The sequence below is a fragment of the Jannaschia pohangensis genome, assembly GCF_900113875.1.
Classification (GTDB): domain Bacteria; phylum Pseudomonadota; class Alphaproteobacteria; order Rhodobacterales; family Rhodobacteraceae; genus Jannaschia; species Jannaschia pohangensis.
On record NZ_FORA01000004.1, the window covers coordinates 1 to 18,675 of the forward strand.

The window sequence follows — 18,675 nt, forward strand, 5'->3', positions numbered from 1 at the left end:
GGAGCAATGGGCGAGCAGCGGAACGCTTCCGTTTCGTGGAGCTGATCGCCCATTGCGGTGAGTTGGGCGGCGAATGCCGCAGGCGTTTGGTAGTCGAGGGCTGAATGTGGGCGCGCGAGGTTGTAGTCGGCCACCCAGCGGGCGACGGCCTCGCGGGCGTGATCCAGTCCGAAGAACAGCGTCTCGTTCAGGAGTTCGTCCCGCATCTTCGAATTGAAGGCCTCGCAGATTCCGTTCGGCATCGGCTTGCCTGGGGCGATGAAATGCCAAGGCACGCCCGTCTCCTCGCTCCAGGCCAGCATCGCGTTCGAGGTGAACTCGGTGCCGTGGTCGCTGACGATGAGGTCGGGCTTGCCGCGCCGGGCGATCAGCGCCGTCAGTTCCCGCGCGACGCGGCGGCCCGAGATCGAGGTGTCGACCACCGCGGCGAGGCATTCCTTCGTCACGTCGTCAATCACGTTGAAGATCCGGAACCGCCGGCCTTGGGCGAACTGGTCGTGGACGAAATCGACCGACCAGCGCGCGTTCGGCGTGGCCACAGTCAGGAGCGGCGCCCGCGTCCCGGTCGCCTTCTTCCGCCCCCGCCGCTTGCGCACGGTGAGGCCTTCCTCGCGGTAGAGCCGTTGGGTCTTCTTGCGGTTCACGACATGTCCCTCCCGCCTGAGCAGAACGTGCAGCCTCCGGTAGCCGAACCGGCGGCGCTCAGAGGCCAGCGCCCGCAGGCGCTCGCGCAGATCGTGGTCATCGGGTCGTCGGCTGCGGTAGCGGATCGAGGTCCGGTCTGCGCCGATCACGGCACACGCCCGCCGCTCGCTCATCTCGTGCTTCTCCACGAGGATCGCGACGGCTTCGCGCCTGGCGGCGGGCGTTACCACTTTCGCGACAGGAGATCCTTCAGCGCGGCCTGATCAAGCAGGGATTCCGCCAGCAGCCGCTTCAGACGGCCATTCTCCTCCTCGAGCGCCTTCAGCCGCTTCGCGTCCGACACGTCCATGCCGCCGAACTTGGCCTTCCAGGCGTAAAAGGTCGCGCTGCTGATCCCATGCCGACGGCACAGCTCCGCCGTCTTCGCACCGGCTTCCTGCTCCCGCAGAATGCCGATGATCTGCTCTTCCGTGAACTTCGATCTCTTCATGGTCCGGTCCTCTTCTCGGGCCGGACTCCAGTATCAGATGGAGGAACTATCGGGGGTCAGAGCAGCGGATAGTGGTGAAGTGCCCGCATTTGCCTCACTCGAGAGCCTCCACAGTTTCTCTCAGGTCGTTATGATATGCCTTCACTACGCGCAGACTGGTGAAATCCGTCGCCGGAAATTTAAGGAACTAGATATAGATCTTCGTCTTGTGAATACGCGTGAGGGATCGTTTGAAGCTATTTTCGATTTCGCGCAGTTTGCTCCTTACTTTGTCGAAGCGTATGGAAAGGGAGCTGCTCAGGCAAGTTGGGCGCTGATTGAAACAATCATCTCTCGTGCCACAGGCGGTCGTGGAGATGCTGATATTGAGGAGCTTGAAGCGAAGGGAGTCATACCACCCGGAGATATAGGTGCTGCTGTACAGGCGGTAGAACCGTCACTTCGAAAGTCTCATGCGATAATAAATCATGGTGCGAATAACGTTAACATCTTTATACAGGGAGATGGAAACAATGTTGTTTTAGACGGTGCTAGTAAGGAGTACATGTATTAAAATATCTTTAACGAAGACTTGCGTTCTCAACGGTTCATCGTGACCAGCTATGATGGACGAAACCGGTCTGGCCGTCTTTTCAATTTTGACGAGGAGCAAGCCTATACATTTGATCTTGTCGCCGGAACACCTCGAGCCTCGCTTATAGCCATCGCTGACGCTGCGCGTGCCTACGCTTTACGTCAGCAAGGTCAGTTCGATAGTGAAACAGAAGTTGTGTGCGCTTTCACATCCATTGATGCACCTGACGGTCGCAAGAAGCGTCTTAAAATCTTCGCGGCAGGCAAAGACTTTGAAGATATTGATGTTAATGAAGTATTGCGTCTCCAAAGGGCCGCGGGGCAGTTTTCTGTCGCGCCGTCGCGTAGGCTCGTAGAGAAGCTACAGGACGATTCTGAGGATGATTTGCTCGAGTAGTTTGAAACGCTACAAGCGACGTGCTCTTAGTCACGCTGAGCACGGCAACACGCAACACATTTACCTAACAATAGTGTCGGACGCAGATCACCCGCAGATCACCCGTAAAATCCACGCTGTTCCACCCACCCCGTGACCCCACTCTATCCCCCCAAACGGCCCCATCGGCAGCCCCGGTTTCGTCCAAGGCCTAGTCGCGCAAGAACCTTCTCCAAAGCGGGGGCGCGGACGCCACCTGCATCCTTCATTCCGTCGGCATCACCCTCCCCGTGGGCACAGCGTCGGCGTCCACGACCACGTCAAAAGACACCTCCGCGGAAGGCTCTCCGGCGCGCATCTTGTCGGTTGCGATGAATGTGAGCGTGTAGCTTCCCGGGTCCCCCAGGTTCACGCCCGCCGTGATGCTGTTCCAGAACTGCGTCTCGTCCACCGGATAGAGCAGGGTCGAGGGCGCGGTGTAGGTGTGCAGCTTGACCCGCCCGAGCACCTCATCGGCGTCGTCGCGCACCTCCATGTGCAGGTCGAACTCGAAGGTCATCTCCATCGTCCCCGGCAGGCCGCGCGCCACGTTCTCGAGGTAGCCGCGCAGGAAGATCTCCTCGCCGGGCGCATAGACATTGCTGTCGCGCGCCAGGTAACGCCCCCGGTCGTCCCGCCGGTCCTTGTGGGCGAGATAGGCGGAGTGGAAGGCGATGGGCGGCATCGTCTCCTGCATCGCGATGGTCTGGGCATCGATATACACCGGCGCAATGCGCGCCCCGCTCTCGTCGCGCCCCGAGGCGTAATAGGCGATGGCCATGCGGTAGCAGAAGACCTGCGCATAGACCTCGTCCATGACGGCCAGAAGGGCGGTTGGCGCGGGCTCGTCGCCGGAAGGGGGCCGTTCGTAAAGGACGCACATCGGCAGGTTCAGGGCGACCTGCCAGCCCATCTGCGCATTCTGTTCCAGGACATTCGCGTCGATCTGCTGGCGGATCGGATCGAAGGCGCTGGAGTTTGCCGCCGGCACGTTGAAGGTCTGCAGGATCACGGTGTTTTCGGGCGTGCCCACGTCCGTCGCTGCCTGTGCGGCGGTCTGTGCGGCGTTCGGGTCGGTCACGGGGACCACGGTCAGCACCTCGGCCCGCGACTGGCCCAGGGCCTCCTCCCAGGCCTGTGGGTTGACGGGGGCCGCGCCGTCCCGCTGGTCCAGGATGATCGCGACGGGGGTGGGATCAGCGGTCGAGGCGGTGTCGGCCTGCTGCGCGGATGCCGTCGCCGCGCAGGCCACGACCGTGACCGCAGCCAGCCACTTGGGCATCGCCATTGGCGCCCTCAGCGGGGTCTTGAACATCGGGGCCACCTCCGGTCGGCAGGCGGGGCTTTCGCCCGCGCTGACCAGATACTAGCGACCCGCTGTTCCGCCCCGGAGTCAATTGAGCGGGGCGGCGGCCCTCGGCTGGATGCTGCCGATCGGTCCGGATCGTCGTCTGCGTCACCCCCGCGCAACGTCCGACGTGGATCACCCGTTGGTCACCCGCGCATCACCCGTTGAATTCGGAACCCCCATGCGCCCCCTTGACCCCATCCCGCAGCCCCCCTAAACGGCCCCATCGGCACAGGCCCCGGATTCGTCCGGGGCTTTGCCTTTGTTCTTCGGAGCATATCACCGGGGACCTTCGGGGCCCTTACATCCAGGGCGGAGTTCGTTTGATCGGGGCCGTCCGACACACAACGGAAGACAGGTAAACTATGGCACTCAAGTCGTATAAGCCGACGACGCCGGGCCAGCGTGGGCTGGTACTGATCGACCGTTCGGAGCTGTGGAAAGGTCGCCCCGTCAAGGCGCTGACCGAAGGTCTCACCAAGAATGGTGGCCGCAACAACACCGGACGGATCACGATGCGCCGCAAGGGCGGGGGCGCCAAGCGCCTCTATCGGATCGTCGATTTTAAGCGCAACAAACTGGACGTGCAGGCAAACGTGGAACGGATCGAATATGACCCGAACCGCACGGCCTTCATCGCACTGATCCGCTACACCGATGGCGAAGCCGCCTACATCCTGGCGCCGCAGCGTCTGGCAATCGGTGACCGCGTCGTGGCCGCCGCCCGCGCCGACATCAAGCCGGGCAACGCGATGCCGTTCTCGGGGATGCCGATCGGGACGATCGTTCACAACATCGAGCTCAAGCCCGGCAAAGGCGGCCAGATCGCCCGTGCCGCCGGCACCTATGCCCAGTTCGTCGGCCGGGACGGGGGCTATGCCCAGATCCGCCTGTCGTCGGGCGAACTGCGCCTCGTGCGTCAGGAATGCATGGCCACGGTTGGCGCGGTGTCGAACCCCGACAACTCGAACCAGAACATCGGTAAAGCCGGTCGCAACCGCCACAAGGGCATCCGCCCGAGCGTTCGCGGCGTCGTGATGAACCCGATCGACCACCCGCACGGCGGTGGTGAAGGTCGGACCTCGGGTGGTCGTCACCCGGTCACGCCCTGGGGCAAGCCGACCAAGGGTGCCAAGACCCGCAACAAGAACAAGGCGTCGCAGAAGCTGATCATCCGCTCGCGTCACGCCAAGAAGAAAGGCCGCTGAGTATGAGCCGTTCCGTATGGAAAGGGCCTTTCGTGGACGCCTATGTCCTCAAGAAGGCCGAAGCCGCGCGCGAAAGCGGGCGCAACGACGTGATCAAGATCTGGTCGCGCCGCTCCACCATCCTGCCGCAGTTCGTGGGTCTCACCTTCGGTGTGTACAACGGGCACAAGCACATCCCCGTCAATGTCTCCGAAGACATGATCGGCCAGAAGTTCGGGGAATATTCCCCGACGCGGACCTACTACGGTCACGCCGCCGATAAAAAAGCCAAGAGGAAGTAAGTCATGGGCAAGGAAAAAAATCCCCGCCGCGTGGCTGACAACGAGGCCATGGCCAAGCTGCGCTCGCTGCGCACAAGCCCGCAGAAGCTGAACCTGGTTGCCGCCATGATCCGCGGCAAGAAGGTCGAGAAGGCAATCGCCGACCTGACCTTCTCCAAGAAGCGGATCGCCATCGACGTGCGCAAGTGCCTCCAGTCGGCCATCGCGAACGCCGAGAACAACCACAACCTGGACGTCGACGCGTTGATCGTGGCCGAAGCCTGGGTCGGGAAAAACCTGACCATGAAGCGGGGCCGCCCGCGGGCCCGTGGTCGTTTCGGCAAGATCGTGAAGCCCTTTGCGGAGCTGACGATCAAGGTGCGTCAAGTCGAGGAGCAAGCATAATGGGTCAGAAGGTCAATCCGATCGGTATGCGCCTCCAGGTCAACCGCACCTGGGACAGCCGCTGGTACGCCGACACCAAGGACTACGGCAATCTGCTGCTCGAGGATCTGCGCATGCGCAAGTTCATCGAGGAAGAGTGCAAGCAGTCCGGCGTCAGCCGTGTCATCATCGAACGCCCGCACCGCAAGTGCCGCGTCACCATCCACGCCGCCCGTCCGGGTGTCATCATCGGCAAGAAAGGTGCGGACATCGAAGGTCTGCGCAAGAAGCTGGCCGCGATGACCGACAGCGAGCTGCACCTCAATATCGTTGAAGTGCGCAAACCCGAGCTGGACGCCGCCCTGGTCGGTGAGAGCATCGCACAGCAGCTGGAGCGTCGTGTGTCGTTCCGCCGCGCCATGAAGCGGGCCGTTCAGAACGCCATGCGCATGGGGGCCCTGGGTATCCGGGTCAACATGGCAGGTCGTCTGGGCGGCGCCGAAATCGCGCGGACCGAATGGTACCGCGAGGGTCGGGTTCCGCTGCACACGCTGCGCGCCGATATCGATTACGCGCATAGCGAAGCCGCGACGCCCTATGGCATCATCGGGATCAAGGTCTGGATCTTCAAAGGCGAGATCATGGAGCACGATCCCTCGGCACGTGACCGCAAGGCCCAGGAAATGCAGGACGGACCCGCCCCCCGTGGTGCCGGTGGCCGTCGTGATGACCGCGGCCCCCGCGGCCCGCGCCGGTAAGGAGTAGAGCAGATGTTGCAACCGAAACGGACGAAGTTCCGCAAGCAGTTCAAGGGCTCCATCAAGGGTGAAGCGAAGGGCGGGTCTGACCTGAACTTCGGCACCTACGGCCTGAAGGCGATCCAGCCGGAGCGCGTCACCGCGCGCCAGATCGAAGCCGCCCGCCGGGCCATGACGCGTCACATGAAGCGTCAGGGTCGCGTCTGGATCCGGATCTTCCCGGATGTGCCCGTCACATCCAAGCCCGTCGAAGTTCGTATGGGTAAGGGCAAGGGTTCGGTCGATTACTGGGCCTGCAAGGTCAAGCCCGGCCGGATGATGTTCGAGATCGACGGTGTCACCGAAGCCGTCGCGCGCGAGGCCCTGCGCCTGGCTGCGATGAAGCTGCCGATCAAGACCCGCACCGTGGTGCGCGAAGACTGGTAAGAATGGGTCTCATCCCGGTTCGCAAGGATCGGGAAAGGTTCCGGAAGGCGGGGGGAAACCTCCGCCTTTTGCCGTTTCACGGACCTGTCCCCGATGTCACCCCTTCGACAGGACCGCCGCGATCCGATCCTTCAGGCGCAGCCGCTGTTTTCGCATCTCGGTCATGTGGTCGTCCGACGTCGGCTCCACATCCGTCTCGGCTCTGTGAACGGCCCGATTGATGTCGTGGTATTCGTCCGCCAGCCGGGCAAAGTGAGCGTCGGATTGACGCAAGTCATGGATCTTCTGCGTATGCTCGGGAAATTCTTCGGCAAGTTCGTGGGGTGTGTGGGACATGCTTCGCTCCTGCTTGTCGGTCAGAGCCTAGGCGCTCAGGTGCGGTATCTGCCTTGACCGAGATCAAGCACGTCCGCCCTCTCGCCAAGGTGCCGGGCCTGCGATATCACGCGGTCATGTCGGACATTCGCTCTCTCTTCGTGACCCGCCTCTATCGGTCTGCCCTTGCGGCCCAGTCCCCCGCCGTCGATCCGGCGGAGCTTGCGGCGTCGTGCCTCTCCATCGCCGAAGATGACGAGGCGGGGCAGGCGTGGTGCGAGGCCAATGATTTCCCGGGCTACACGTCCTATGCCTCGCTGACCGATCTGCCCTGGCGCTTTCCGATCTTCGCCGATGTGGTCAAGGCGCTCGACAAGCATGTGGCCGCCTTTGCCGAGGATCTGGCCTTCGATCTGGGCGACAAGCGCCTGACGCTCGAGGATCTGTGGATCAACATCCTGCCCTATGGCGGCATCCACACCGGACATCTGCACCCGCATTCCGTTATCTCCGGCACGACCTATGTGGCGATGCCCAAGGGGACGAGCGCCATCAAGTTCGAAGACCCCCGCCTGCCCATGATGATGGCCGCCCCGACCCGGCTGAAGGACGCGCCCGAGGGCCTGCGCACCTTCACCTATGTCGCGCCAGAGGTGGGGGATGTCCTGCTGTGGGAATCGTGGCTGCGCCACGAGGTGCCGATGAACATGGCCGAAGAAGACCGGATATCGGTGAGTTTCAACTACGGCTGGACCTGATGGAAGGTCGGGCGTCCGTGCATTCGGATGGACGCACAAAGGCCGCGATCGAGACAACCACCCGCAAGGTCGGCAATGCTGCCGCGATCATTGTCGTCAGTCACGACCGACAGGGCGCGCGCAAAGCCCGCGCGGCGGCGTCTTGGTCCGGCCGAATCCGGGGTCGGGTGACCCGATGACCGGTAGACCCGGCACGGGACGCGGTGACCGAAAGAGATAGCCCAACAGGCGGGAACAGGCATCGACCGTTGAAGGTTTGCAGCGTGTCCTGATCCGCATCTCGCCCTTTGTTGCCGAGGCAGGATCAAACCCCTTGCGCCCTGTCGGAACCTCGTCTAGAGGGCGCACTCTACGTTGATCTCCACCGGAATCAGTCGTGACCTGCGCCACGCAGAGCGGCCCGGTGATGTTGCAAAGGAATATGGCATGGATGCCAGCGAACTCCGGGGCAAGAGCCCCGATGAGCTCCGTACGGAGTTGACCAATCTCAAGAAGGAAGCGTTCAACCTGCGCTTCCAGGCGGCGACCAACCAGCTCGAGAACACCGCCCGCGTGCGGGCCGTCAAGCGGTCCATCGCCCGCGTGAACACCATTCTGAACGAAAAGGCGCGTGGCGCCGAAGCGGAGGCGTAAGATGCCCAAGCGTATCCTCCAGGGCGTCGTGACGTCCAACCAGAACGCCCAGACCGTGACCGTGTCGATCGAGCGTCGCTTCAAGCACCCGCTGCTCCAGAAGACCGTCCGGAAGTCCAAGAAGTACCGCGCCCACGACGAGAACAACCAGTACCAGGTTGGCGACGTCGTGCGCATCCAGGAATGCCCGCCCCGGTCCAAGACCAAGCGGTGGGAGGTCATTGCCGACTAGGCAGTGACCGATGGTTCGCCCGAATGACCGGGTTCGCCACGAATAATTCGAAACCCTGGGGATAAGGCACGCATCGCCGCCCCAAAGGTCGGGAGAAACCAATGATCCAGATGCAAACCAACCTGGATGTTGCTGACAACAGCGGCGCTCGCCGTGTTCAGTGCATCAAGGTCTTGGGCGGGTCCAAGCGGAAGTACGCTTCTGTTGGCGACATCATCGTGGTGTCCGTCAAGGAAGCCATTCCGCGGGGCAAAGTGAAGAAAGGGGACGTCCGCAAGGCCGTCGTCGTTCGCACCGCCAAGGAAGTCCGCCGTGATGACGGGACCGCGATCCGCTTTGACCGGAACGCCGCCGTCATCCTCAACAACAACAACGAACCGGTCGGCACCCGTATCTTCGGGCCGGTGGTTCGTGAGCTGCGCGCGAAGAACTTCATGAAGATCATCTCGCTCGCGCCGGAGGTGCTGTGATGGCCGCAAAACTCCGCAAGGGTGACAAGGTCGTCGTGCTTTCGGGCCGCGACAAGGGCAAGGAAGGCGAGATCGTCTCCGTTGACCCCAAGGCCGGCAAGGCCGTGGTCGATGGCGTGAACATCGCGATCCGCCACACCCGTCAGAGCCAGGCAAGCCAGGGGGGACGTATCCCCAAGGCGCTGCCCATCGATCTGTCGAACCTCGCCGTCCTCGACGGCAACGGCAAGGCAACCCGCGTCGGCTTCCGCATGGATGGCGACAAGAAGGTTCGCTTCGCCAAGACCACGGGAGACGTGATCTGATGCTTGACCAAGCAAATTATACCCCCCGTCTCCGCAGCTTCTTCGAGCAGACCGTCAAGGCCGCGATGAAGGAAGAGTTCGGCTACAAGAACGACATGCAGATCCCGCGTCTGGAAAAGATCGTTCTGAACATCGGCTGCGGTGCCGAAGCCGTGCGTGACAGCAAGAAGGCCAAATCGGCGCAGGAAGACCTGTCGGCGATTGCGGGCCAGAAGGCCGTCGTGACGAACGCCAAGAAATCCATCGCCGGCTTCCGGGTCCGCGAAGGCATGCCCCTGGGCACCAAGGTGACGCTGCGCGGCGCCCGGATGTACGAATTCCTGGACCGTCTGATCACCGTCGCAATGCCCCGCATCCGTGACTTCCGCGGCGTGTCCGGCAAGAGCTTCGACGGCCGTGGCAACTATGCCATGGGCATGAAGGAGCATATCGTCTTCCCCGAGATCAACTTCGACAAGGTCGATGAGGTCTGGGGCATGGACATCATCATCTGCACCACCGCCAAGACGGATGCAGAGGCGAAGTCGCTGCTCAAGCACTTCAACATGCCGTTCAACAGCTGAGGGATTAGACATGGCAAAAGTATCCATGATCGAACGCCAGAAAAAGCGCGAGCGGCTGGTGAAGCAATACGCCGGCAAGCGCGCCGCTCTGAAAGAGATCGTCCGCGACGAGTCGAAGCCGATGGAAGAGCGGTTCAAGGCCACTCTGAAACTGGCCGGGTTGCCCCGCAACTCCGCCGCCGTCCGTCTTAACAACCGCTGCCAGCTGACCGGTCGCCCTCGGGCATATTACCGCAAGCTGAAACTCAGCCGGATCATGCTGCGCGAGCTGGCCTCGCAGGGGAAGATCCCCGGCATGGTCAAGTCGAGCTGGTAAGGGAGCACATACGATGAATGATCCCATCGGCGACATGCTGACCCGCATCCGCAATGCGCAGATGCGTGGCAAGTCCACCGTAATCACCCCGGCGTCCAAGCTGCGGGCCCGTGTCCTGGATGTGATGGCCGACGAAGGCTACATCCGCGGCTACGAGTCCAAGACCGACAGCGCCGGTCACCCCACGATCGAAATCTCGCTCAAGTACTACGAGGGCATCCCGGTCATCCGCGAACTCAAGCGGGTCTCCAAGCCGGGCCGTCGCGTGTACCTCGGTGTGAGCGACATCCCGACGGTCCGTCAGGGCCTTGGTGTCTCGATTGTCTCGACGTCCCAGGGCGTCATGTCCGATGCAGCAGCACGCAACGCCAATGTCGGCGGCGAAGTGCTCTGCACAATCTTCTGAGGAGGGTCTGATGTCTCGTATCGGCAAAAAACCCGTCGACCTGCCGTCCGGCGTCGAAGTCTCGGTTTCGGGCCAGACGATCTCGATCAAGGGTCCCAAGGGCACCCGGCAGTTCACCGCAACGGACGACGTCGACCTGAAGGTCGCCGACGGTGCCGTCTCGGTCGAACCGCGCGGCAAGTCCAAGCGCGCCCGTCAGCAGTGGGGCATGTCCCGCACCATGGTTCAGAACCTGGTGACGGGCGTGACCGAAGGCTTCAAGAAAGAGCTCGAGATCACCGGCGTCGGCTACCGCGCCCAGATGCAGGGCAACACCCTGAAGCTGGCGCTCGGCTACAGCCATGACGTCAATTTTGAAGTGCCCGATGGTGTGACCGTCACTGCGCCCAAGCAGACCGAGATCACCGTCGAAGGTATCGATCAACAACTCGTCGGCCAGGTCGCGGCCAACATCCGCGAATGGCGTTCGCCCGAGCCCTACAAGGGCAAGGGCATCCGCTATAAGGGCGAGTATATCTTCCGCAAGGAAGGCAAGAAGAAGTAAGGACCAGTCAGATGGCAAACAGCAAACGGGATCTGTTCCTCAAGCGCCGCCTGCGCGTCCGGAACAAGCTTCGCAAGATGAACGCCGGGCGCCTGCGCCTGTCGGTTCATCGGTCGAACAAGAACATCAGCGTGCAGCTGATCGACGATGTGGCGGGCAAGACGCTCGCCGCTGCCTCCACCCTCGAGAAAGCTCTGGGCGTGGTCGGCAAGAACAACATCGAAGCTGCAACCAAGGTCGGCACGGCGATCGCCGAGCGGGCCAAGAAGGCGGGCGTCGAGGAAGTGTACTTCGACCGCGGCGGCTTTCTCTTTCACGGGAAGGTCAAGGCCCTGGCCGACGCCGCCCGCGAGGGTGGTCTGAAGTTCTGATCGTCGATGTCGGCGTTTCGGCGCCTGCGCGACACAGGTGAATTTAGGGTGGGCAGTGATTGCCCACCTTTCTTGCAGACGGGAACCCCCGTCTCGATGATCCGGGAGCAGTGGCTCACCAAGGATCGCGCAAACGGCCCGAGGGCCCCGATAGATGGAGATGCCGCATGGCAGAACGTGACAACCAGCGTGGGGGCGGCCGTGGCCGTGGCCGCGACCGTGAAGAAGCAACCCCGGAGTTCGCCGACCGCCTTGTCGCGATTAACCGCGTCTCCAAGACGGTCAAGGGCGGCAAGCGCTTCGGTTTCGCGGCGCTCGTCGTCGTCGGTGACCAGAAGGGCCGTGTCGGCTTCGGCAAGGGCAAGGCCAAGGAGGTCCCCGAGGCCATCCGCAAGGCCACCGAGCAGGCCAAGCGCCAGATGATCCGCGTCGCCCTGCGCGACGGTCGCACCCTGCATCACGACATGGAAGGTCGCCACGGCGCCGGTCGCGTCGTCATGCGCGCCGCTCCAGAAGGCACCGGGATCATCGCCGGTGGTCCGATGCGCGCGGTGTTCGAGATGCTGGGCGTCAATGACGTCGTGTCGAAGTCCATCGGGTCGCAGAACCCCTACAACATGATCCGCGCCACGCTCGACGGCCTGCGCAAGGAATCGAGCCCCCGTTCGGTCGCGCAGCGTCGCGGCAAGAAGGTCGCCGACATCCTGCGCAAGGGCAACGAAGCCCCCGCCGCGGCAACCGAGACCGAGGAGGCCTGATCCATGGCTAAAACGATTGTCGTCAAGCAGATCGGCTCTCCGATCCGCCGCCCCGCCGATCAGCGCGCGACGCTGGTGGGTCTGGGCCTGAACAAGATGCACAAGACCCGCGAGCTGGAAGACACGCCCTCCGTCCGCGGCATGGTCAACAAAATCCCGCATCTGGTGGAAATCATCGAAGAGCGCGGCTGAGCCCGTAGGGTGCGTGCTTGTCACGCACCGCGCGTCAGACACATGCGCCCCGGTCAGAAATGGCCGGGGCGTTTTTGTTGGTGGTCACCCGGTCAAAGCCGCCCCACCAACGCACACCCCAAAGTCGCCCGCAAAGCCTCGACCAATTCGTCGACCGTGTCGGTTGCCACGAATTGCCCACCGGTCGTGTCCGACAGGCATTTGGCCACCGTATCGCCCCGCGCCACTTCGTCGGCTTCGGGGTTGTCCCAACTGAAGAAATCGCTCTCAGCCTTGTAGCCGATGACATGCACGGTCAGGTCCGCGCCGGTGGCTTCCAACGCGCGGCCCAAAGCGCAGGGGCGGCCGCCGCAGGTTTCGTTGCCGTCCGTGACCAGAACCACGATGGCGGGTTTCAGGCGGTAGTCCAGGACCTCAGCCGCCCGCTCCACCGCATCGGTGAGCGGGGTCAGGCCAGTCGGTTCCAAGGCGTCGATTTCCGCGATCATCCGGGCGGCGGCGGACTCGATGGGCGGAAAGCGCAGGCGGATCCCCTCGCAGGAGCCTTCGGGGCCGGGGCCATAGGTGACCAGTCCGATGCGGCGGAAATCCTCGACGTCGGGCATCACCCGGGCCATGGCCGCGCGGGCGTCGGTGATCCGGTTCGTCTCCCCGGTGTCGAAGCCGATTTCCGCCATGGAGGCCGAACCGTCGAAGACCACCATCGCATCGGTCGAACAGGGTGCCTGCGCCCAGGCGGGCAGGGCGAGCGAGCAGGTCAGGGCAAGGGCGATGCGCATGGTCGATCCTTGCAGTCGCCGGGGGTTTGGGCAAGCTGCCACCCCAAGGGGGCCGTCACATGCACGTCATCGAATATTTCTACTCCGCCCATTCCGCCTTCGCCTACCTCGGCCACGCGCGCTTGTGCGACATCTGCCTGGCCGAGGGCGCGACATTGGTCCACCGCCCGATCCCGCTCTCGCCCGTGGTCGAGGCACAGGGCAGCCTGCCGTTTGCCGCAAGGACTCAGGCCCATGTGGACTATTTCTTCGGGCGGGAAATCGAACGATGGGCCGAAGAGCGGGATCGCCCGGTCGTGCCCTATCGCCCGACCCATCATGACGCCGACTATGCGCTGGCCTCCGGCCTCATCATGGCGCTCGGGGATCGGGGGGACGCTGTGGATGCCATGGCCGACGCCGTTCTGACCGCGCACTGGCGGGACGATGCGGACCTGTCCGACCGGGTCACATTGGCGAAGATCGCGACGGCGCAGGGACAGGATGCAGAAGCCCTTCTTGCACTGGCCACCGGACCCGAAGTGGCGGAGCGCTATGCGGCGAATGCGGCGGAGGCCATCGCGCGCGGTGTGCTTGGCTCACCCACCTATTTCGTGAACGGCGACCCCTTTTACGGGCAGGACCGGCTCGCGATGGTGGCGCGCGCCTTGCGCCAGCCGTTCGCCCCGACCCGCTGGACAAATCCGTCCGTCGGATGACGTCCATTCCCCTTGCGCGGGGGTCACCCCCCATGTAGGACCGCGCGGTGCCCAAGGGCGCATTCAGAATCAAGAAACGCCGTGTTCGTCCCATCTCGCTTCCGGGGACGCTTCCGGCCAGTAGGAGAAGCGAAATGAAACTCAACGAACTGCGCGACAATCCCGGCGCCTCCAAGAAGCCGAAGCGGGTCGGCCGCGGTGCCGGTTCTGGCATGGGCAAGACCGGTGGTCGCGGGATCAAGGGTCAGAAATCCCGCTCGGGCGTGGCCATCAATGGCTACGAGGGCGGCCAGATGCCGCTCTACCAGCGTCTGCCCAAGCGCGGCTTCACCAAGCCGAACCGCAAATCCTATGCCGTCGTCAACCTGGGCAAGCTTCAGGAGTTCATCGACGCGGGCAAGCTCGACGCCAAGTCGATCACCGAGGACAGTCTGGTCGAAAGCGGCCTGGTGCGTCGCAAGCTGGACGGCATCCGCCTTCTGGCCAAGGGCGATCTGACTGCGAAAGCCACGATTGCCGTCACCGGCGCCTCCAAGGGCGCGGTCGAGGCGGTCGAAAAGGCTGGCGGTTCGGTCACGGTCGCGGCAGTCGCGGCGGAATGATCGGTTGAAGGCAGGGTCCGCCCTGCTTAGATGGGTCTAAGTTTTCCAAACGCCGCCTGATCGGAAAACCGGTCAGGCGGTGTTTTACTTGAAAGAGGGGCTTTCATGGCTTCAGCCGCGGAGCAAATGGCCGCGAACATGAGCTGGGGGGCGTTCGGCAAAGCCAAGGAGCTTCGCCAGCGCATCCTGTTCACGATCGGCCTTCTGATCATCTATCGCTTCGGGACCTATATTCCCGTGCCGGGCATCGACGCCGCCGAGTTGCGGAACTTCGTCGAACAGGCGAGCGCGGGCCTTGGCGGCGTGCTCAACATGTTCACGGGGGGTGCGATCGGCCGGATGGGCGTCTTCGCCCTGGGGATCATGCCGTATATCTCGGCCTCGATCATCATCCAGCTGATGACGGCCATGGTGCCGCAGCTGGAGCAATTGAAGAAAGAGGGCGAGCAGGGCCGCAAGAAGATCAACCAGTACACGCGCTATGGCACCGTGGCCTTGGCGACGTTGCAGAGTTATGGCCTCGCCGTGTCGCTGCAATCCGGGGGGCTGGTGCATACGCCGGGCGCGTTCTTCATCGCCTCCTGCATGATCACGCTGGTCGGCGGCACGATGTTCCTGATGTGGCTGGGTGAGCAGATCACCGCGCGTGGCATCGGCAACGGCATCTCGCTCATCATCTTCGTTGGCATCGTGGCCGAACTTCCCGCAGCCTTTGCCCAGTTCTTCGAGCAGGGCCGGTCCGGCGCCCTGTCGGCGGCCGTGATCCTCGGGGTTGTTGCGATGTTGATCGCGACGCTGTTCTTCGTCGTGTTCATGGAGCGCAGTCTGCGAAAGATCCACATCCAGTATCCGCGCCGTCAGGTCGGTATGAAGGTCTATGACGGCGGCTCCAGCCACCTGCCGATCAAGGTGAACCCGGCGGGCGTGATCCCGGCGATCTTCGCTTCGTCGCTGCTGCTGTTGCCGACGACGATCGGGACGTTCTCGGGCCAGCAGACAGGCCCGATCATGTCGACGATCCTGGCCTACTTCGGCCCGGGTCAACCGCTCTACCTGCTGTTCTTTGCGGGCATGATCGTCTTTTTCACCTATTTCTATACCCACAACGTCAGCTTCAAGACCGACGATGTGGCCGACAACCTCAAGAACCAGAACGGCTTCATTCCGGGCATTCGCCCCGGTGCGCGGACGTCGGAATATCTCGAATACGTGGTGAACCGGATCCTTGTTCTGGGTGCGGGCTACCTGGCGCTCGTCGCGTTGATCCCCGAGATGGTCCGTCACGAACTGGCGATCACGGCCTACTTCGGGGGGACGTCCATCCTGATCATCGTGTCGGTGGGCATGGATACGATCCAGCAGGTGCAATCACATCTCCTGGCGCATCAGTATGAGGGACTGATCGAAAAGTCGCAGCTTCGCGGGAAGCGGCGTGGGAGGAACAAGGGAGCTGCGCGTAAATGAATATCATACTTCTGGGGCCGCCTGGCGCGGGAAAGGGAACCCAGGCGCGCAGGCTGACCGAGGATCGGGGGATGATCCAGCTCAGCACCGGGGACATGCTGCGGGATGCACGGTCTTCGGGCACCGAAATGGGCAACAAGGTCGCCGCGATCATGGATGCCGGAGAGCTTGTGACCGATGACATCGTCATCGGCCTGATCGAGGAGAAGCTGGAGGGGGACCACGCAGGCGGTTTCATCTTCGACGGCTTTCCACGCACGCTGGCCCAGGCGGACGCCCTGGGCGCACTGCTGGGCAAGCACGGCAGCAAGCTCGATGCGGTGGTCGAGATGCGCGTCGATGACGGCGCGCTCGTCAACCGGATCACCGCGCGGGCGACCTGCGCGTCCTGTGGCGAGGTCTACAACGACCTGACCAAGCCCATCCCGGCCGATGGGACCTGCACCAACTGCGGCGGGACCGAGTTCAAGCGCCGCGCCGACGACAACCCCGAAAGCCTGCGCACGCGGCTGATGGAATACTACAAGAAGACCTCGCCGCTGATCGGTTACTACTATGCCAAGGGCGACCTAAAATCGGTCGACGGTCTGGGCGAGATCGAGGAAGTGGCCAAGGCCATTTCCAAGGTTCTGTCGGACTGACAGATTTCTCTTGACAGGTGCGCGTCCTGTGCTTGACGCGCCTGTCAAGACCCCCTAAGTCGCAATCTCCGCCGGGAATCGACCGATTCCCGGTGGTCTGTTTTTGCCTGGTCTGAATCGAACCGGGCGTTGTGAAAAAAGGTTCTGGTGCTACGGAACCGCAACGAAGAAGGAAGCTGCATTTGGCTCGTATCTCTGGCGTCAACATTCCGACGGGAAAGCGCGTTCCGATCGCCCTGACCTACATCACGGGAATCGGCTCATCCAAGGCGAAGGAAATCATCGACGCGGTCGGCATCGATGCCACCCGCCGGGTGAATGAACTCTCGGATGCCGAAGTCCTCGCGATCCGCGAATACATCGACGCAAACCTGATGGTCGAAGGCGATCTGCGCCGCGAGCGTCAGATGAACATCAAGCGCCTGATGGACCTGGGCTGCTACCGGGGCCTGCGCCATCGTCGCAACCTGCCCGTCCGCGGTCAGCGCACCCACACCAATGCACGCACGCGCAAGGGCCCCGCAAAGGCCATCGCCGGCAAGAAGAAGTAAGGGAGCGTAGACAATGGCACGTGAAACCCGTCGCGCCCCCAAGCGCAAGGAACGCAAGAACATCGCCGCCGGTGTGGCGCATGTGAACTCGTCCTTCAACAACACCAAGATCCTGATCTCCGACGTTCAGGGCAACGCCATCAGCTGGTCCTCGGCCGGTACGATGGGCTTCAAGGGCTCGCGCAAGTCGACGCCCTATGCCGCCCAGATGGCCGCCGAAGATGCTGCCAAGAAGGCGCAGGAGCACGGCATGAAGACCCTCGAGGTCGAAGTGCAGGGCCCCGGTTCGGGTCGCGAAAGCGCCCTGCGTGCCCTGGCCGCCGTCGGTCTGCAGATCACCGCGATCCGCGACGTGACGCCGATTGCGCACAACGGCTGCCGCCCGCCGAAGCGCCGCCGGGTCTGATCCGCTTTCACACGACAGGGCAGGGGCCGCACCGCGTGGTCCCTGCCTCGCCGATTTCAACCTCGGGGGTCTCCGCCATCCGCCCCGGCGTGAGACAGGAATGGAGGGACAGGGCAAGATGATCCACAAGAATTGGCAAGAGCTGATCAAGCCGTCGCAGCTTGAGGTGCGTCCGGGGAACAACCCCGCCCGTCAGGCAACCATGGTTGCCGAACCGCTCGAGCGCGGCTTCGGTCTGACGCTCGGCAATGCGCTGCGCCGTGTGCTGATGTCGTCGCTTCAGGGCGCCGCCATCACCAGCGTCCAGATCGACAACGTCCTGCACGAGTTCAGCAGCGTGTCCGGCGTCCGCGAGGACGTGACCGACATCATCCTGAACCTCAAGGGTGTCAGCCTGAAGATGGAAGTCGAGGGGCCCAAGCGCCTGTCGATTTCGGCCAAGGGTCCGATGGTCGTCACCGCCGGTGACATCAGCGAATCCAACGGCATCGAGGTTCTGAACCGCGACCACGTGATCTGTCACCTGGACGACGGCGCCGACCTCTACATGGAGCTGATGGTCAACACCGGCAAAGGCTACGTCTCGGCTGACAAGAACAAGCCCGAGGATGCGCCCATCGGTCTGATCCCGATCGACGCGATCTATTCGCCGGTCAAGAAGGTGTCCTACGAAGTGCAGCCGACCCGCGAAGGTCAGGTGCTCGACTATGACAAGCTGACGCTGAAGCTGGAAACCGACGGGTCCATCGCGCCCGACGATGCCGTGGCCTATGCCGCCCGCATCCTTCAGGATCAGTTGCAGGTCTTCGTCAACTTCGACGAGCCCGAGGCCGCCCGCGGGTCCGAAACCGCCGACGATCTGGAGTTCAATCCGCTTCTGCTGAAGAAGGTCGACGAGCTGGAGCTTTCGGTTCGGTCCGCCAACTGCCTGAAGAACGACAACATCGTCTATATCGGGGATCTGATCCAGAAAACCGAAGCCGAGATGCTGCGCACGCCGAACTTCGGCCGCAAGTCCTTGAACGAGATCAAGGAAGTGCTGTCGGGCATGGGTCTGCACCTGGGCATGGATATCGTCGATTGGCCCCCCGAGAACATCGAGGATCTGGCCAAGAAGTTCGAAAACGAATTCTGATCTACGGCACCCCGTCCCACGGGTCGGGG

Annotated in this window: 30 protein-coding genes; 26 read left to right on the plus strand and 4 right to left on the minus strand. The window is 62.9% G+C overall.

Annotated elements, in window-relative coordinates; genetic code table 11:
* Positions 1 to 1,135, minus strand: a protein-coding gene (locus BM002_RS13720) for an IS3 family transposase (protein WP_245749228.1) whose coding sequence is annotated in 2 segments (ribosomal slippage) — positions 1 to 874 and positions 874 to 1,135 — 1,136 coding nt annotated over the 2 segments. Because the reading frame shifts where the segments join, the coding sequence is not laid out codon by codon here. This gene is flagged as partial in the annotation.
* 37 nt (positions 1,136 to 1,172) lie between these two features.
* Between BM002_RS13720 and BM002_RS19150 the strand changes: the two genes are divergently transcribed.
* Entirely contained in the window at positions 1,173 to 1,688 is a 516-nt protein-coding gene (locus BM002_RS19150) for a DUF7946 domain-containing protein (protein WP_483867455.1), read from the plus strand.
* A gap of 39 nt (positions 1,689 to 1,727) precedes the next feature.
* Positions 1,728 to 2,105: a hypothetical protein gene (locus tag BM002_RS19155; protein WP_139212379.1), complete on the plus strand. Its 378-nt coding sequence runs from the start codon at positions 1,728 to 1,730 to the stop codon at positions 2,103 to 2,105.
* A 244-nt stretch (positions 2,106 to 2,349) separates the two neighbouring features.
* Here the strand turns inward: BM002_RS19155 and BM002_RS13725 are convergent, their stop codons facing one another.
* Positions 2,350 to 3,438, minus strand: a complete 1,089-nt coding sequence (locus tag BM002_RS13725; RefSeq protein WP_139212380.1) for a hypothetical protein — start codon at positions 3,436 to 3,438, stop codon at positions 2,350 to 2,352.
* A gap of 398 nt (positions 3,439 to 3,836) precedes the next feature.
* Here BM002_RS13725 and rplB point away from each other — a divergent pair, with 398 nt between their 5' ends.
* Genes rplB through rplP form a run of 5 tightly spaced genes read left to right on the plus strand, consistent with a single transcriptional unit; the run spans position 3,837 to position 6,507 of the window.
* Positions 3,837 to 4,679 carry a 50S ribosomal protein L2 gene (rplB, locus tag BM002_RS13730; RefSeq protein WP_092782275.1) on the plus strand — a complete coding sequence of 281 codons (843 nt, stop codon included), beginning with the start codon at positions 3,837 to 3,839 and terminating at the stop codon, positions 4,677 to 4,679.
* 2 nt (positions 4,680 to 4,681) lie between these two features.
* On the plus strand, positions 4,682 to 4,960 hold the full coding sequence (rpsS, locus tag BM002_RS13735; RefSeq protein WP_092782278.1) for a 30S ribosomal protein S19: 279 nt from the start codon (positions 4,682 to 4,684) through the stop codon (positions 4,958 to 4,960).
* Positions 4,961 to 4,963: 3 nt separating this feature from the next.
* Positions 4,964 to 5,344 carry a 50S ribosomal protein L22 gene (gene rplV, locus BM002_RS13740; RefSeq protein ID WP_092782281.1) on the plus strand — a complete coding sequence of 127 codons (381 nt, stop codon included), beginning with the start codon at positions 4,964 to 4,966 and terminating at the stop codon, positions 5,342 to 5,344.
* On the plus strand, positions 5,344 to 6,081 hold the full coding sequence (rpsC, locus tag BM002_RS13745) for a 30S ribosomal protein S3 (RefSeq protein WP_092782284.1): 738 nt from the start codon (positions 5,344 to 5,346) through the stop codon (positions 6,079 to 6,081). The genes rplV and rpsC overlap by 1 nt, the downstream gene beginning before the upstream one ends.
* A 12-nt stretch (positions 6,082 to 6,093) precedes the next feature.
* Positions 6,094 to 6,507, plus strand: a complete 414-nt coding sequence (rplP, locus tag BM002_RS13750) for a 50S ribosomal protein L16 (RefSeq protein WP_092782287.1) — start codon at positions 6,094 to 6,096, stop codon at positions 6,505 to 6,507.
* Positions 6,508 to 6,603: 96 nt separating this feature from the next.
* Here the strand turns inward: rplP and BM002_RS13755 are convergent, their stop codons facing one another.
* A complete protein-coding gene (locus BM002_RS13755) occupies positions 6,604 to 6,843 on the minus strand; it encodes an HP1242/YdcH family protein (RefSeq protein ID WP_092782290.1) in 240 nt (79 codons plus the stop codon).
* A 116-nt stretch (positions 6,844 to 6,959) separates the two neighbouring features.
* Here BM002_RS13755 and BM002_RS13760 point away from each other — a divergent pair, with 116 nt between their 5' ends.
* The 12 genes from BM002_RS13760 to rpmD all read left to right on the plus strand — a co-directional run bounded on the left by BM002_RS13760 (position 6,960) and on the right by rpmD (position 12,370).
* Positions 6,960 to 7,580 carry a TIGR02466 family protein gene (locus BM002_RS13760; RefSeq protein WP_092783233.1) on the plus strand — a complete coding sequence of 207 codons (621 nt, stop codon included), beginning with the start codon at positions 6,960 to 6,962 and terminating at the stop codon, positions 7,578 to 7,580.
* A gap of 426 nt (positions 7,581 to 8,006) precedes the next feature.
* Complete coding sequence (gene rpmC, locus BM002_RS13770) at positions 8,007 to 8,213, plus strand: 50S ribosomal protein L29 (RefSeq protein ID WP_092782296.1); 207 nt, start codon at positions 8,007 to 8,009, stop codon at positions 8,211 to 8,213.
* Position 8,214: 1 nt separating this feature from the next.
* Entirely contained in the window at positions 8,215 to 8,445 is a 231-nt protein-coding gene (gene rpsQ, locus BM002_RS13775) for a 30S ribosomal protein S17 (protein ID WP_092782299.1), read from the plus strand.
* A 101-nt stretch (positions 8,446 to 8,546) separates the two neighbouring features.
* Entirely contained in the window at positions 8,547 to 8,915 is a 369-nt protein-coding gene (rplN, locus tag BM002_RS13780; RefSeq protein ID WP_092782302.1) for a 50S ribosomal protein L14, read from the plus strand.
* Entirely contained in the window at positions 8,915 to 9,220 is a 306-nt protein-coding gene (gene rplX / locus BM002_RS13785; RefSeq protein WP_092782305.1) for a 50S ribosomal protein L24, read from the plus strand. The genes rplN and rplX overlap by 1 nt, the downstream gene beginning before the upstream one ends.
* Positions 9,220 to 9,783, plus strand: coding sequence for a 50S ribosomal protein L5 (gene rplE / locus BM002_RS13790; protein ID WP_092782308.1), 564 nt, complete (start codon positions 9,220 to 9,222; stop codon positions 9,781 to 9,783). Before rplX ends, rplE begins: the two co-directional genes overlap by 1 nt.
* Before the next feature lie 10 nt (positions 9,784 to 9,793).
* Positions 9,794 to 10,099 carry a 30S ribosomal protein S14 gene (gene rpsN / locus BM002_RS13795; RefSeq protein ID WP_092782311.1) on the plus strand — a complete coding sequence of 102 codons (306 nt, stop codon included), beginning with the start codon at positions 9,794 to 9,796 and terminating at the stop codon, positions 10,097 to 10,099.
* A gap of 13 nt (positions 10,100 to 10,112) precedes the next feature.
* Complete coding sequence (gene rpsH, locus BM002_RS13800; protein WP_092782314.1) at positions 10,113 to 10,505, plus strand: 30S ribosomal protein S8; 393 nt, start codon at positions 10,113 to 10,115, stop codon at positions 10,503 to 10,505.
* 10 nt (positions 10,506 to 10,515) lie between these two features.
* Positions 10,516 to 11,049: a 50S ribosomal protein L6 gene (gene rplF / locus BM002_RS13805; RefSeq protein ID WP_092782318.1), complete on the plus strand. Its 534-nt coding sequence runs from the start codon at positions 10,516 to 10,518 to the stop codon at positions 11,047 to 11,049.
* An 11-nt stretch (positions 11,050 to 11,060) separates the two neighbouring features.
* Positions 11,061 to 11,420, plus strand: coding sequence for a 50S ribosomal protein L18 (gene rplR, locus BM002_RS13810; RefSeq protein WP_092782321.1), 360 nt, complete (start codon positions 11,061 to 11,063; stop codon positions 11,418 to 11,420).
* A gap of 167 nt (positions 11,421 to 11,587) precedes the next feature.
* Positions 11,588 to 12,178: a 30S ribosomal protein S5 gene (gene rpsE / locus BM002_RS13815; protein ID WP_092782324.1), complete on the plus strand. Its 591-nt coding sequence runs from the start codon at positions 11,588 to 11,590 to the stop codon at positions 12,176 to 12,178.
* Positions 12,179 to 12,181: 3 nt separating this feature from the next.
* Positions 12,182 to 12,370 (plus strand): 50S ribosomal protein L30, encoded by a 189-nt coding sequence (gene rpmD / locus BM002_RS13820; protein ID WP_037311717.1) that lies wholly within the window; start codon positions 12,182 to 12,184, stop codon positions 12,368 to 12,370.
* A gap of 92 nt (positions 12,371 to 12,462) precedes the next feature.
* Here the strand turns inward: rpmD and BM002_RS13825 are convergent, their stop codons facing one another.
* Positions 12,463 to 13,149, minus strand: a complete 687-nt coding sequence (locus BM002_RS13825; RefSeq protein WP_245749266.1) for a vWA domain-containing protein — start codon at positions 13,147 to 13,149, stop codon at positions 12,463 to 12,465.
* A gap of 59 nt (positions 13,150 to 13,208) precedes the next feature.
* On the opposite strand from BM002_RS13825, the gene BM002_RS13830 reads away from it, so the two are divergent.
* From BM002_RS13830 to BM002_RS13860, 7 genes are all read left to right on the plus strand, one after another.
* Positions 13,209 to 13,847 carry a 2-hydroxychromene-2-carboxylate isomerase gene (locus BM002_RS13830; RefSeq protein WP_092782327.1) on the plus strand — a complete coding sequence of 213 codons (639 nt, stop codon included), beginning with the start codon at positions 13,209 to 13,211 and terminating at the stop codon, positions 13,845 to 13,847.
* A gap of 134 nt (positions 13,848 to 13,981) precedes the next feature.
* Positions 13,982 to 14,449, plus strand: coding sequence for a 50S ribosomal protein L15 (rplO, locus tag BM002_RS13835; protein WP_092782330.1), 468 nt, complete (start codon positions 13,982 to 13,984; stop codon positions 14,447 to 14,449).
* Between the two features lie 105 nt (positions 14,450 to 14,554).
* Positions 14,555 to 15,913, plus strand: coding sequence for a preprotein translocase subunit SecY (gene secY, locus BM002_RS13840; protein ID WP_092782333.1), 1,359 nt, complete (start codon positions 14,555 to 14,557; stop codon positions 15,911 to 15,913).
* Entirely contained in the window at positions 15,910 to 16,554 is a 645-nt protein-coding gene (locus BM002_RS13845) for an adenylate kinase (protein ID WP_092782337.1), read from the plus strand. Before secY ends, BM002_RS13845 begins: the two co-directional genes overlap by 4 nt.
* A 182-nt stretch (positions 16,555 to 16,736) precedes the next feature.
* Entirely contained in the window at positions 16,737 to 17,105 is a 369-nt protein-coding gene (gene rpsM, locus BM002_RS13850; protein ID WP_092782339.1) for a 30S ribosomal protein S13, read from the plus strand.
* Positions 17,106 to 17,118: 13 nt separating this feature from the next.
* Positions 17,119 to 17,511, plus strand: a complete 393-nt coding sequence (rpsK, locus tag BM002_RS13855) for a 30S ribosomal protein S11 (RefSeq protein WP_092782341.1) — start codon at positions 17,119 to 17,121, stop codon at positions 17,509 to 17,511.
* A 118-nt stretch (positions 17,512 to 17,629) separates the two neighbouring features.
* Positions 17,630 to 18,646: a DNA-directed RNA polymerase subunit alpha gene (locus BM002_RS13860; RefSeq protein WP_092783239.1), complete on the plus strand. Its 1,017-nt coding sequence runs from the start codon at positions 17,630 to 17,632 to the stop codon at positions 18,644 to 18,646.
* The last annotated feature ends 29 nt before the right edge of the window (positions 18,647 to 18,675 follow it).

Excerpts from the sequence above, each read along its gene's own strand:
- rpsQ (WP_092782299.1), top strand. The coding sequence starts at position 8,215 with ATGCCCAAGCGTATCCTCCAGGGCGTCGTGACGTCCAACCAGAACGCC.
- rplN (WP_092782302.1), top strand. The coding sequence starts at position 8,547 with ATGATCCAGATGCAAACCAACCTGGATGTTGCTGACAACAGCGGCGCT.
- rpsC (WP_092782284.1), top strand. The coding sequence starts at position 5,344 with ATGGGTCAGAAGGTCAATCCGATCGGTATGCGCCTCCAGGTCAACCGC.
- BM002_RS13825 (WP_245749266.1), bottom strand. The coding sequence starts at position 13,149 with ATGCGCATCGCCCTTGCCCTGACCTGCTCGCTCGCCCTGCCCGCCTGG.
- BM002_RS13830 (WP_092782327.1), top strand. The coding sequence starts at position 13,209 with ATGCACGTCATCGAATATTTCTACTCCGCCCATTCCGCCTTCGCCTAC.
- BM002_RS13755 (WP_092782290.1), bottom strand. The coding sequence starts at position 6,843 with ATGTCCCACACACCCCACGAACTTGCCGAAGAATTTCCCGAGCATACG.
- BM002_RS13845 (WP_092782337.1), top strand. The coding sequence starts at position 15,910 with ATGAATATCATACTTCTGGGGCCGCCTGGCGCGGGAAAGGGAACCCAG.
- rplF (WP_092782318.1), top strand. The coding sequence starts at position 10,516 with ATGTCTCGTATCGGCAAAAAACCCGTCGACCTGCCGTCCGGCGTCGAA.
- BM002_RS13760 (WP_092783233.1), top strand. The coding sequence starts at position 6,960 with ATGTCGGACATTCGCTCTCTCTTCGTGACCCGCCTCTATCGGTCTGCC.
- rpsK (WP_092782341.1), top strand. The coding sequence starts at position 17,119 with ATGGCACGTGAAACCCGTCGCGCCCCCAAGCGCAAGGAACGCAAGAAC.
- rpsS (WP_092782278.1), top strand. The coding sequence starts at position 4,682 with ATGAGCCGTTCCGTATGGAAAGGGCCTTTCGTGGACGCCTATGTCCTC.
- BM002_RS13860 (WP_092783239.1), top strand. The coding sequence starts at position 17,630 with ATGATCCACAAGAATTGGCAAGAGCTGATCAAGCCGTCGCAGCTTGAG.
- BM002_RS19150 (WP_483867455.1), top strand. The coding sequence starts at position 1,173 with ATGGAGGAACTATCGGGGGTCAGAGCAGCGGATAGTGGTGAAGTGCCC.
- rpmC (WP_092782296.1), top strand. The coding sequence starts at position 8,007 with ATGGATGCCAGCGAACTCCGGGGCAAGAGCCCCGATGAGCTCCGTACG.
- rplX (WP_092782305.1), top strand. The coding sequence starts at position 8,915 with ATGGCCGCAAAACTCCGCAAGGGTGACAAGGTCGTCGTGCTTTCGGGC.
- rplE (WP_092782308.1), top strand. The coding sequence starts at position 9,220 with ATGCTTGACCAAGCAAATTATACCCCCCGTCTCCGCAGCTTCTTCGAG.
- rpsN (WP_092782311.1), top strand. The coding sequence starts at position 9,794 with ATGGCAAAAGTATCCATGATCGAACGCCAGAAAAAGCGCGAGCGGCTG.
- rplV (WP_092782281.1), top strand. The coding sequence starts at position 4,964 with ATGGGCAAGGAAAAAAATCCCCGCCGCGTGGCTGACAACGAGGCCATG.
- rplR (WP_092782321.1), top strand. The coding sequence starts at position 11,061 with ATGGCAAACAGCAAACGGGATCTGTTCCTCAAGCGCCGCCTGCGCGTC.
- rplB (WP_092782275.1), top strand. The coding sequence starts at position 3,837 with ATGGCACTCAAGTCGTATAAGCCGACGACGCCGGGCCAGCGTGGGCTG.
- rplP (WP_092782287.1), top strand. The coding sequence starts at position 6,094 with ATGTTGCAACCGAAACGGACGAAGTTCCGCAAGCAGTTCAAGGGCTCC.
- rpmD (WP_037311717.1), top strand. The coding sequence starts at position 12,182 with ATGGCTAAAACGATTGTCGTCAAGCAGATCGGCTCTCCGATCCGCCGC.
- rpsE (WP_092782324.1), top strand. The coding sequence starts at position 11,588 with ATGGCAGAACGTGACAACCAGCGTGGGGGCGGCCGTGGCCGTGGCCGC.
- rplO (WP_092782330.1), top strand. The coding sequence starts at position 13,982 with ATGAAACTCAACGAACTGCGCGACAATCCCGGCGCCTCCAAGAAGCCG.
- BM002_RS13725 (WP_139212380.1), bottom strand. The coding sequence starts at position 3,438 with ATGTTCAAGACCCCGCTGAGGGCGCCAATGGCGATGCCCAAGTGGCTG.
- rpsH (WP_092782314.1), top strand. The coding sequence starts at position 10,113 with ATGAATGATCCCATCGGCGACATGCTGACCCGCATCCGCAATGCGCAG.
- secY (WP_092782333.1), top strand. The coding sequence starts at position 14,555 with ATGGCTTCAGCCGCGGAGCAAATGGCCGCGAACATGAGCTGGGGGGCG.